We start from the raw sequence: 11,353 nt of genomic DNA on the forward strand, positions 1-11,353 counted from the left end.
ATATTTAAGATTGCTACCGATATATCAGGCTCTAACCTTCAATACCTTTTAGCAAAACAGCGGTTCCCATTCCTCCACCCACACAGAGTGAAGCAACGCCATAAGTCGTTTTCTGTTCAAGCATTTCATGGATGAGTGAAACAATAATTCGATTGCCTGAAGCACCTAAAGGATGGCCAAGCGCGATTGCACCACCATTCACATTGACCTTTGGCTTGAACTCATCAAGCGGTAAGTCATGCTGCTCTGACAATTGGTACATTACGCCAAGAGCTTGTGCTGCAAACGCTTCATTCAATTCAAACAAATCTACTTCTTCTAGAGTTAGATTCGCCTTATCAAGCGTTTTAGAAACGGCTTCTACTGGGCCTAACCCCATAATCTTTGGGTCCAGACCTGACTGTGCGTAACTGGTCAGTTCCACTAAAGGTGTTAGACCATGTTTCACTACCGCCGATTCAGACGCTAAGATGATTGCACTCGCGCCATCATTGATGCCCGAAGCGTTACCCGCAGTGACAGACCCTTCACGGTCAAATGCTGGGCGAAGCTTTTGTAGACCTTCGAAGGTTGCGTCTGACTTCGGGTACTCATCGGTATCAAAAGTGACAGTTTGTCGACGCTGCTTAACTTCTACAGGCACAATTTGATCGTTAAACTTACCCGCTTCAATCGCCGCGACTGCTTTCTGTTGGCTTTCTAGGGCATAGTTATCTTGAGCAAGGCGAGAAATATTCAACGTATTCGCGATATTTTCAGCGGTCATGCCCATGTGGTAGTGATTAAACGCATCGGTTAAGCCATCACCAACCAGTAAGTCTTTCATTGAGATGTCACCCATTTTGTGACCGTTACGAACGCTCGCTGGTACCACAAAAGGAATTTGAGACATGACTTCAACGCCAGCAGCAATAACGACTTCAGCATCTTGTGCTTTGATGTGCGCCGCTGCATCCATCACTGATTTCATGCCGCTGCCGCAAATCATGTTCACGCCGTATGCAGGTGTTTCCTCAGGTAACCCTGCATAGATGGAAGCCTGACGAGCAACCCCCATGCCTTGACCTGCCGAAATCACGTTGCCGACAATCACTTCATCAATCGCATCCAACGCAAGATCGACAGACTCAAGTGCGCCTTTGATAGCAACGCCAGCCAAATCACCAGCAGATACGTTTTTTAGTGACCCGGTGAATGCACCAATAGGAGTGCGCTTAGCTGCAACAATAAATACTTTTTCCATCATTCCATTCCCTTCAGTTTCGCCAATTAGTGCATGTACAAGCCGCCATTCACAGACAATGTTTCGCCTGTAATGTACGCGCCAGATTCACTCGCTAAAAAGCCCACTGCGTCCGCAATTTCAACAGGTGTTGCTAAGCGTTTCATCGGGATTTGGTTCTTGATTGAATCCAGTACTTCAGGCTTCATTTGCTCAACCATAGGAGTTGCTGTGTAGCCAGGGGCAATTACGTTCACTGTTACGCCACTACGAGCGCCTTCCGCAGCCAAAGCTTTAGAGAAACCAATCATTCCAGCTTTCGCTGCCGAGTAGTTAGTTTGTCCGAATTGACCTTTAAGACCATTGACGGAAGAGATATTGATGACTCGACAATTACCCTTTTCGCACATAGGAGCGAACAAAGGTTGAGTCACGTTGAACAAACTGTTTAAGTTCGTTTCGATAACCTCTTTCCATGCTTCAGCATCCATCTTTTTAAATACGCTATCACGAGTAATACCTGCGTTGTTGACCAGTACATCCACAGTGCCTTCTTCTTCTAACAACTTGCTTAAGCTCAGCGCACATTCCGCAGTATTGGTAACATCTAATTCAAACAATCTCACTTGATCTTCGGTGAATTTTTTTTCGTTAAACCATTCCAATGCACATTGGTAGTTTCCTGTAAAATAAGTCGCGATGACACGATAACCGTCTGCAACTAATTTAGAGGAAATTGCTGAGCCGATACCGCCTTTTGACCCTGTAATTAAAGCAAGCTTTTTCATTAATGGTTCCATCCCTTACAAGCAATTAAATAACAATGATGTTAATAAGATAATGTCTTAGTTGATAATTAAACTTTACGTTTTGCTTTAATTAAACCCTACAACTCAAAATCAAAAAATATTATTACAAATGGAAAATATTTATATCTTATGATTAAAAACTTGACTTCCCTCTCAAAACCAATGAAATGTTGCGAACATGTAAACTAATGCAAGATGCTGATATCAAAAAGATTTATTTACTTTCAACTTTATCACCAAGTAGATAAGTCATTGTTAACAAGAGATAAACCCATATTTCTTAGCTTGTTTCAAGAAGAATGCAAAGTGAGATTTTGAAACGATTGATCATGGTAATAATAATAAAACTCTTATTAGCCATTAATAAATGGTTCCTTATCATTCCATATAAAACTCAATATAATTAACGTTCTGGATTGGAAAACTGAACATTATGAATAGGCAAAAAAAGCCCACTCAATCTATGAGTGGGCTTAAGTAAACATTATTAATAAATAGAGCGTGGGGTTCTACCTCATAAATATTTCATTTGTATTTACATCAAGATAAATTTTATTTTCAAGGGACAACCCACCACAATAAATAAAATAAACATCTCGATTGCTGTACTTAACCGATTTCACCCACCCGCCGAGTTCTTCAAAATCACTTGGGACACACTCCCCTTCAGAGATCAGTTTAGCCACCGAATTACGGAATTTCTCTTGATGAATCTTGAGGTCATCAGACTTAACCAAATAGGAATCTAATATCTCTTTGCTTTCTTTTTCTGAGATAATCACTTCATCATTAGATAGACCTGACATAGACACCCATTCAGCTGTCTGCGGGCCACCTTCTTTGAGAACAATATAATCAGAGATACGAGCCCATTCGCCTTGTTTCTCTAACACTTCGATCTTTTCACCTTTGTAGAGATAATCTGTTATCAACCCATCAATTTCAGGCTGTTCTACCACTTCAAGCTTTCTATCCAAAACGTAAAATTCCGTCTGTTCTGGTTCAGGCTGAAGATCCATTATGGGTGCAAGGTCAGATTCTGACTGCTGAGTAACTTCTACAGCTGGCTCTTCTATTTTCTCTGGTGGAATTGGGGCTTTATTCATGATCAAGAAGTAATACGCAGCTCCTCCTCCCAATATTAACAACACAAGTAAAGCGATCAGCGCTTTTTTCATCAAATCCACCAGCTCTTCCGTTTTAGGTATGGTTCAAGTGTACACCAACTCATGCTGCTGCTCATCTATACTCTATATAGAGAACGCGGTAAGTAGAGGAAAGTCATGAGTTTTTGGGTGAAGGTTATCATTGTGTGTGTACCTTTGAGTACTAATGTCGTGCTAGCAAACCAATGTAGCAGTGAAAACTGGCAAATACTGTTGGATCGCCAGCTCTCATTTGAAGGACGTTACAACCAATACACCAAAGAATTCAACCAAGTTCTCTCAACCTACAAGTCACAAACGCTGTTATCCAAACATTTCACCAAAAAGCAGATCATTAAGCTTTGGGCAAAGTACGAACAAAGGTTTAATGTACAGCTCAATAGTCATATGAATACCGCTTACAATGTCTCTGAGGTTCTATTAAAACAGGCATACGTTGTGTCTACCGAGTTAGATGGGGCAGAGTCTCTCACACATTCTTGGCAAGCCGTCGCTAAACATTGTGCTAGAGCAAAACTACCGAGACAAACAGAAAGCGCGCAGGTGCACGTACAAAGCTCACAATCACTCTCTCGAGATCTCTATACACTCAGTGAAAAATTTCGGCAGCTGTCTACAATATACCGTACAGAAGCTACGATGCTTGATGAAGCACGCCACACAAACCAACCGGTAAGCGATGTATCAAACTGAAGAAACCATTAGATCACCTCACTGTTCGACTGGACTTTTCCGATAAATATGTTCTACCCAGTTCATAATATTCTAAGAGCTCGCTAATCAAAGTTTTATCAATAAGTTGTAAAACTAATGTGCTAACTATCAACAATGAAGTTCAATTTCCGACCAATGCAAGCGAGTATGTGAGATATTCATCACAAAATAGATTTACAAACGCCAGAAAATTGTTATCATGAATCTTCATATAACTTAATAACAAGAAACATTTTGGCTAGGTAATATGCAAAAGACTATGGCTTTCAACTGCTTGAGTAACACGGAATGGACTGCAGAGATAAGAGGTAAACTTTTATCTGTAGCTAAACACATGGAAGAGTTCGGTTCAGTAAGTGAGCTAGAGCTATGTAAGATATTTGGAGAAACAATTTGGAATGATGGTGTGGATTACCATTCACATGCTTTTTCATTCAGAATTAATGCACAAACTGGGGATTGTTCAATCTCTCACTTTAAGTATCACTAAGTTTTGCACCTATCATATACGGAGTACCTTTCACGAGGTGCTCCGTTTTTTATTGCCGTGATTTTGTCATTTTGTGGAAGATCTTTTGTCACCTTCGCATTGTTATCCAAAGATCAAACCATTTCGTTTTCAGCTCACTATACTCGATAACACTCACACTTTCCCTCTGCTTAGTCGGTGTAAACAGGAAGCGGCGCATTGCCTTTCACTTGTCTTATCGCTAGATGAGTATGGATGTCTTTAACGTTAGAGAGACGCTGAAGCTTTCTGGTAAACGCTTCATAGGCCATCAGGTTCGGGCTAACGACTTCTAACAGATAATCATAAGCGCCAGAAACGACATGGCAGCTGATCACCTCCTCCATCTCGACAATGGCACCTTCGAACTTATCGATCGACACTTCTTGGTGGTTGTTTAGGCTCACTTCGACAAACACACTCATCGCCACACCCACCTTCTCTCGAGATAAGCTCACGCGGTAACCGTCGATAATGCCTTTTTCTTCAAGCCTTTTGATACGTCTAGCACAAGGTGACGGGGATAAGCCGACTTCATCAGCTAACTCTGCTGTGGTCAATCTACCGTCCTTTTGCAGCAACTCGAGAAGATGTCTATCAATTCTGTCCATAGTGAAAGCCATTCATTAGTTCAATTCGTTAACAATTGAAAGAATGTTAGCAGAAATCCTCAATGATAGGTCAAGTTAGAACGAAACTTGCCAACTTGAGGCACGAGCTCTCCTCCATAATTAGTCATCATTCACTTTCATTGTTTATTATGAACCTTGGCTATCTATCAATTACCGTCACTCTGCTGATCTGGGCGAGCTTTTTCCTTTCTCTTAAAGGCGGCGCGAATTCAGATTTAACACCTGCAGATATCGCTCTCACAAGATTTCTCATACCGGCTTTGGTGCTATTACCGTTGATGTGGAAAGCACGCTGCGCCATTGCAGTCGTCCCTAAACGATATCTAACGGGTATGTTTGTGGGTAGCGGATTGCCTTATCTACTTGTTGCCGGAACGGCCATGCAGTTTGTCCCCGTATCACATGGCAGTGCGTTAGTTCCGGGGACACTTCCGCTGTTCGTCACAGGAATTGCAGTACTCTTTTTTAAGCAACCACTCAGCCGACACCGAATCGTTGGCCTAGCTTTGGTGCTACTTGGTATTGTGCTGTTCTTGGGGAGCAGTTTGAGTAGCTTCAATTTTGAATACACCAAAGGTCACTTACTGTTCCTGTGCGGGAGCTTGATGTGGGCAACCTTCACTATCTCTGCCCGTGTCGCCAACCTAGATGCTTTGGTCAGTGCAGGGTTTATTTCTCTCTGCTCTACTTTGTTGTTAGTGCTGCTTATCCTCACCGGAAAGCTCCCTAGCCATTTAATGGATACCCCTATCGCTCACTGGCCTTTTACAGAGCTAGCCATTCATTCAATGGTACAAGGTGTTGGAGCGGGTTTGATTGCCGCATTCACTTACCTATATGCGGTTAATACCTTAGGGGCAGAGCGTTCTGCTGCGTTTGGAAGCGCGACACCTGCCGTCGCAACACTATTGGCAATTCCACTGTTTAACGAAGTACCAGATGCAATGACTTGGCTTGCCCTTGGTTCTATTTGCATCGGTAGCTTAGTCGCGAGCAATATCTTCATGAGAAACGACCAATCCATGCAATATCAGCCACCAAGTCATAGCAAAGCGTAATTGCTTTTAATGTTCACCATTTCAAGCAGTTCGATGGCGACTTTTCAGGTATGCGACATCTAGATAAGCCTACAAAGGAAGGCTTATCTAAAATCTGCTTTTTCTAAGCTCGCTTCTCCATTAAACTGTCTGACCTTTTTGCAGATTCAAGAGAACACCATGCAACGCGACTACACCTTAAATTGTTTAATCACCATGCCTCGTCATGAACTAGAAGAATTTAGTTTAAGAATGATCCATCGCCTTGTTCCTGAAGACGCAATGACAGAATTGTTCACGTTCGAACAAGAAGAAGTGACCAGCGAAGAGCGCATGCAGTCAGCAAAATTCGATGCGATGCTACGAATGACGGCTATTGCACTTGGCGAAGTTAACCTAGCGTTTTCTGAGTCGGATAACTCACAACAAAACATCGAGCGCATGACTCGCCTACTGCTTTGGCACTTCTACTCAATCTCTTTCAACCTTGAAGAAGCTATTGCGATTGAAGTGCACTGCGAGAAAGTAGAGAAGATCTTAAAGAACGCACCTAAAGATGCATTCGGTTGGGTTAAAGAGTTAACTGAGTTGCTTCACTTCTACGCAAAAGTAAATGAAGGCAACGAAGATAAGAAAGACGCGTAACCTTGCTTAATCTTTAGCTGGCTGCAATTCAAAAACAGCCCAGCGAATACCAAAGGCAGAAAGAGCTATATCGAAGGCAAATAAAAACTTTGCTGAAATGAGTTCTCTGCCTTTGTTGTTTCTAGCACACTGTGATGCAACATCAGTATCGATTGAGCGATCTTGGTTCCTATTCCCAATGAACCATTCGGCGCTTCCTGCTCCACCTCATTGTGAATCACGACTCTCACCCGCTTCGAATCCGGTTCTAAATCCACACTCAGTGAAACTGCTGTCCCACTTGGGCTATGCCTCAACGCATTATCTAATAAGTTCAAAATCAACCTTTCAAGCAAGTCACTGTCACCAGCCGCTTTTACTCCATCAGGCATGTCTACCTTAAGTTCGACATCTTTATGGCGATACTGACTTTGAATCGTGTCTAAACATTCACTCAGTAACCCATTCAAATCTATCGACGCGTATTGATAAGTCGGGACAGGATTGTCATGTTTGGCACTATCAAGTAATGAGTGAAGTTGTTCAGACAGTTTATTGCCATTGCGATAAGCAACGTCAATTAATGGGTCTGATTGCGGGTTTTGAATCTTCCACGTTTCTAGATAACCCAACACGCTCGACAATGGCGTTTTCAAATCATGACTGAGCTGCAATAAGCTTTGTCTGCGATGTGATGACTGATATTCAAGCTGTAAGAATTGCTGTTGAATGTGTTTCGCCATCAACTGATAAGAGCGTGCAATCGGCACCAACTCCGGTACTTGATGAATGAAGTTGGGGTCAAGACGGAAATCTTGTTCTGCTTGCTGCTGCAGTTTGTTTGTAACTTCTTCGATAGGGTTTAAGAGGCTGCGTTTCACGAGCAGGTAAGCCCCAATCGCAAAACCTAAGATAGAGATCAGCATAAGTCCTGCTAGCGCCATATAAGGTGTGTCGACTTGCGAATTAGCAATCACGGTATGGCGATTACTGCCAATCAACACATACAGATACCCAACTGTTGAACCCAACTCTTCAATCGCAGCAACGGAAAATACCTTACGAGAATCAGGATTGATCGGGTCTTCGCCAAGAATCGGATAAGGCTCGTCATTTAAAAATTGTCTAATGGGTGCTAAGTCTATCTGGCTTGCCAACACAGTGCCTTCTGGCGCAGCGTGCGTCGTGATATTTCCTTGGCTGTCGAGAAAATAAATGTCGAAATCGGGACCAATCAACATCAATGTATGAAATATGGATTTAAGGGCTTTGGGGTTGTAGTCAGTCCCAATCATCAGAGGGTTATCATCGCGCATGTGAACCGCGAGCTCTTTGTGTAAGCTTTGTTTAGTTCTTTGTTCTATGGTCTCTTTTTGCCAATGATACGTGTAGGCAATCACCACACTCACGAGCAGAAACCACAAACTGGTAAACAACACTAAACGCGATTTGAAACTCATGTTCTCTCCTCGATGGCTCTTAAGCTTAGGACGCGACACATAGGTCTAAACTTTCGACTCGAACTTATAACCAACACCCCAAACGGTTTTAATGAAATCATCGTCGCTATTCGGCATGGCCAACTTAGTTCTCAAGCGGTTAACCGTGCTACACACCGTGTGGTGATATCCAGAATGATCGGTATTCCAAACGTGATTGAGCAGTTCGTCTTTGCTATAGACACGTCCCGGTCGGGTGGCTAAAAAGTGCAGTAACGTAAACTCGGTTGCTGTCAGTGGGACATCTTGATTATTCAAAGAAACCTGATGACGCTCAGGTTGGATGGTAAGCCCACCAAAGTTCATTACGGATTCGGGTGATTGCGGATCTTTCACTGTTGCTTCAGAGTGACTTAAGCGACGCAGTACGTTCCTTACTCGAGCTTGAAACTCGAGCACACTGAAAGGCTTGGTTATGTAGTCATCAACCCCAGCTTCTAAACCCGACACCTTATCTAGCTCAGTATCTCTTGCTGTAAGCATTAGAACAGGCCTCCAGTCTTCTTGCTGACGTAACAATCGACAGAAATCGAGACCATCGCCATCAGGTAAGCCTCGATCAAGCACGATCAAATCAAACTGGCTTCCCTGATATAGCGCTTGAGCCTTTTCAATTGAGTTGGTTCTTACAACGTCATGCCCTTGGAACTTGAGGTGCATCTGCACTAGCTCGGCCAAGTCGTCATCGTCTTCAACTAACAATATGTTTGCCATCAAATTTACCGCAGCACTGTTCATTATCCCTGCTCTATTCGGAGTCTGCCCACCTTTCAATTGACCGGAACAGAGCAGGAATTCTTTCATCGTGTGTTCAACCAGTTACTCAGTGCGAGTAATAGTGATTCGCGCACCGGGGTTAAGGAAACGATGATTGCCACTTAATGCAGAGGTAGCTAGACCATCATCTTGGCTGATGACACCAGAGTGGAAGCTGACGACATCGGTGTCGTTTCTATCACTGTTAAAACCTTCCCCACCACCAGCAGGCCCAGGAATGGTTTCTGCAAGCTCGTCGTTGAGCTCCGTTCCTGAATCCCACACATTCATATTCATCGTGAACGTGTCACCCACCGCTAACGATTTCAGCGATAAACCAGATTCACCAACAAACGCATCATTGGTGTTGACTAGCATTGAAGCAACGGAGATGTACCCTTCTTGATTTAGATCGACACGAATAGACACCATGTCTTGTTCTCCGGAAAGAATCAGCCCATTTCCTGAGATGCCCTGATAAACATTAGCGTCGCTGTCGCTGAGCGCTAGGAGTTCAGCATTACTGCCGCCTTCAGCTAAGTATTCAAGGTCAACGGAAGCACTTTGGCCGATTTCAAACAGATCAAAACTGGTGTTGTGCGTCAGCACTGCGAGTGGCGACATGGGTTGGTTGGGCGTGAGGTTAGTAACACTCACATCGTAACGGTAGTAATCATCGCCATCATCAGGACAACCGGCCAATACGGCGACTGAAGCAGCGATAAATAAAATTCTAGCTTTCATACATCCCCCTTACTTCACGACGATAGTGATGGTTGCCACAGGGTTTAACCAGCGATGGCTACTGCTATCGAGGTCACTAATACCGCCTGCAGCATCACTATCACCAATGTTACCCGGATGAATATGAACCTTAGCGTTAGACACGGCAGTTTCTACACCTGTACCACCAGCGCCAAACGTAATGAAAGGCGGATTTGGCATACTACCAGCCAACTCATCATTGGCTTCAGTACCTGCATCATAACCATTCAGTGTGGCTTTATAGGTACCGGCTTGAGTTGGGATTTTCCAGCTGTCTAATCCAACAAAACCATCGTTGGTCGGCAACAACATCGCGCCTAGTGACAAGTAAGCTAAATCACCCGTATCAATATCGAATGTGGTCGCGACACCTGGGTCAAGAATGCCACTAGCAGGGTTATCAACGACGACACCACCTGCATTAGCGATTACACCAGATAATCCCGAGATGTCTCCACCTTCCGCCATGGATTCCAACTCAGCAGAAGCGGTTTCCCCTGTTCTAAACATGAACAAGCTTGAATCATGAGCCGCTGCCAAGATTGGCGTAAAGTAGATCCCTTTCGTTGCATTAGTGACAGTGACTTCAAGCTCAGCAGCCTGAACTTGAGCCGCTCCGAAGGCCAGCATAGCCGAGCTGATCACTAAGCTGATTTGAGTACGTTTATTCATATTGATTCCATCCTTTATCGAGTCCTTTCGTGACTGGCGAATCAATAACATCGAAATACGTGTTATCTAGTCAGCCACGAACTGTGGTGTTGTTGACTCTAAGAATGGCGATCGAATCTATCAGTAACTTCATTGAATTCTCATAAAAGTCTCACAAGTTTATCCAAACTTATTACAGCCCAGACAAGTAGCCATAGAACGCTGATATCTAAGAGAAATTGATCGATTCACAAAGCAAGAGGGAAACATTAAAAAGAGAATAAGAAAGGAAGAAAACACAAAAAGGCCGAATCGACATACCGATTCGGCCTCTGTTTTTGTGTATTGTTGCTCGTTCTAAAAGCCGTGTAGACCTCTAAGCAAAGCTAACAATACAACATCAATTTAGAACGCGTAGTTTGCGTCAATAAGCTCGCTGACTTCAACTTTCGTCACTTCAGCACGCGCTTCAAGCCATTGTGCAACTTGCAGCTGCTCTGCTTCAGTTACTGAACGGTATCGCTCGATAGAACACAAGAAACCTTCAAACAGCTCAAGGCCACCGCCACCAAAGCATAAGCCGATGCTGTCGATGAAATCGATGAACTCGTCAATGAACACATCGTATTGGTCAAAATCAGCAATCGATGTCTTGCAGCTTACTTCAAAACCCAGAATCGCGAATTCACCTAGGTATAGCTTTTTGCGTAGGCGACGATTTTTGTTTTCGATTTTATCTAATTTCATAACTGTCTCTCTTTTCATTTGATTAAGCATTTATACACAGTTCTAACCCAATCCCCAAGTGTTTTGTCTTGCATGAGAAGTGTTATGGCAAAAATCGTGCTACAGAAACAAAAGCTTAATAAAAACTATAAAAATCTGTCACTTAACTGCTTCACGATTGGTCACACACTTTACCCAAGTTATTAACCAATTCATTAGTACGCGGGTAAGTCATAAATAACGA

General features: G+C 43.2%; 13 protein-coding genes. 4 read left to right on the top strand and 9 right to left on the bottom strand.

The window, feature by feature from the left end; all coding sequences use genetic code 11:
- Nucleotides 1-31 precede the first annotated feature (31 nt).
- From L4C44_RS06315 to L4C44_RS06325, 3 genes are all read right to left on the bottom strand, one after another.
- The gene (locus L4C44_RS06315; protein WP_146490722.1) at nucleotides 32-1,243 is read right to left on the bottom strand and encodes an acetyl-CoA C-acetyltransferase; all 1,212 of its coding nucleotides are present in this window, start codon (nucleotides 1,241-1,243) and stop codon (nucleotides 32-34) included.
- 26 nt (nucleotides 1,244-1,269) lie between these two features.
- Nucleotides 1,270-2,010: an SDR family oxidoreductase gene (locus L4C44_RS06320; RefSeq protein ID WP_146490723.1), complete on the bottom strand. Its 741-nt coding sequence runs from the start codon at nucleotides 2,008-2,010 to the stop codon at nucleotides 1,270-1,272.
- Nucleotides 2,011-2,540: 530 nt separating this feature from the next.
- A complete protein-coding gene (locus L4C44_RS06325) occupies nucleotides 2,541-3,218 on the bottom strand; it encodes an SH3 domain-containing protein (protein ID WP_285953575.1) in 678 nt (225 codons plus the stop codon).
- A gap of 96 nt (nucleotides 3,219-3,314) precedes the next feature.
- On the opposite strand from L4C44_RS06325, the gene L4C44_RS06330 reads away from it, so the two are divergent.
- Together L4C44_RS06330 and L4C44_RS06335 are read left to right on the top strand one after the other, a co-directional pair.
- Nucleotides 3,315-3,890: a hypothetical protein gene (locus L4C44_RS06330; protein WP_146490725.1), complete on the top strand. Its 576-nt coding sequence runs from the start codon at nucleotides 3,315-3,317 to the stop codon at nucleotides 3,888-3,890.
- 268 nt (nucleotides 3,891-4,158) lie between these two features.
- Complete coding sequence (locus tag L4C44_RS06335) at nucleotides 4,159-4,401, top strand: hypothetical protein (RefSeq protein WP_146490726.1); 243 nt, start codon at nucleotides 4,159-4,161, stop codon at nucleotides 4,399-4,401.
- A gap of 170 nt (nucleotides 4,402-4,571) precedes the next feature.
- On the opposite strand, the gene L4C44_RS06340 is transcribed toward L4C44_RS06335, so the two are convergent.
- Nucleotides 4,572-5,030 carry an Lrp/AsnC family transcriptional regulator gene (locus L4C44_RS06340; protein WP_102423585.1) on the bottom strand — a complete coding sequence of 153 codons (459 nt, stop codon included), beginning with the start codon at nucleotides 5,028-5,030 and terminating at the stop codon, nucleotides 4,572-4,574.
- A gap of 149 nt (nucleotides 5,031-5,179) precedes the next feature.
- Between L4C44_RS06340 and L4C44_RS06345 the strand changes: the two genes are divergently transcribed.
- Entirely contained in the window at nucleotides 5,180-6,109 is a 930-nt protein-coding gene (locus tag L4C44_RS06345; RefSeq protein ID WP_428804624.1) for a DMT family transporter, read from the top strand.
- Between the two features lie 159 nt (nucleotides 6,110-6,268).
- A complete protein-coding gene (locus tag L4C44_RS06350; RefSeq protein ID WP_428804625.1) occupies nucleotides 6,269-6,733 on the top strand; it encodes an exoribonuclease R in 465 nt (154 codons plus the stop codon).
- Nucleotides 6,734-6,798: 65 nt separating this feature from the next.
- Here the strand turns inward: L4C44_RS06350 and L4C44_RS06355 are convergent, their stop codons facing one another.
- The 5 genes from L4C44_RS06355 to L4C44_RS06375 all read right to left on the bottom strand — a co-directional run bounded on the left by L4C44_RS06355 (nucleotide 6,799) and on the right by L4C44_RS06375 (nucleotide 11,130).
- On the bottom strand, nucleotides 6,799-8,172 hold the full coding sequence (locus L4C44_RS06355; protein WP_428804626.1) for a sensor histidine kinase: 1,374 nt from the start codon (nucleotides 8,170-8,172) through the stop codon (nucleotides 6,799-6,801).
- 45 nt (nucleotides 8,173-8,217) lie between these two features.
- The gene (locus L4C44_RS06360) at nucleotides 8,218-8,949 is read right to left on the bottom strand and encodes a response regulator transcription factor (protein ID WP_428804627.1); all 732 of its coding nucleotides are present in this window, start codon (nucleotides 8,947-8,949) and stop codon (nucleotides 8,218-8,220) included.
- An 81-nt stretch (nucleotides 8,950-9,030) separates the two neighbouring features.
- Nucleotides 9,031-9,711, bottom strand: a complete 681-nt coding sequence (locus L4C44_RS06365; protein ID WP_428804628.1) for a spondin domain-containing protein — start codon at nucleotides 9,709-9,711, stop codon at nucleotides 9,031-9,033.
- A gap of 9 nt (nucleotides 9,712-9,720) precedes the next feature.
- Nucleotides 9,721-10,404: a spondin domain-containing protein gene (locus tag L4C44_RS06370; protein WP_428804629.1), complete on the bottom strand. Its 684-nt coding sequence runs from the start codon at nucleotides 10,402-10,404 to the stop codon at nucleotides 9,721-9,723.
- A gap of 384 nt (nucleotides 10,405-10,788) precedes the next feature.
- Nucleotides 10,789-11,130, bottom strand: coding sequence for a YggL 50S ribosome-binding family protein (locus L4C44_RS06375; RefSeq protein WP_008219317.1), 342 nt, complete (start codon nucleotides 11,128-11,130; stop codon nucleotides 10,789-10,791).
- Nucleotides 11,131-11,353 lie beyond the last annotated feature (223 nt).

Origin of the sequence: Vibrio satsumensis, assembly GCF_050337435.1 — a bacterium.
In the GTDB taxonomy this organism is placed as follows: domain Bacteria; phylum Pseudomonadota; class Gammaproteobacteria; order Enterobacterales; family Vibrionaceae; genus Vibrio; species Vibrio satsumensis.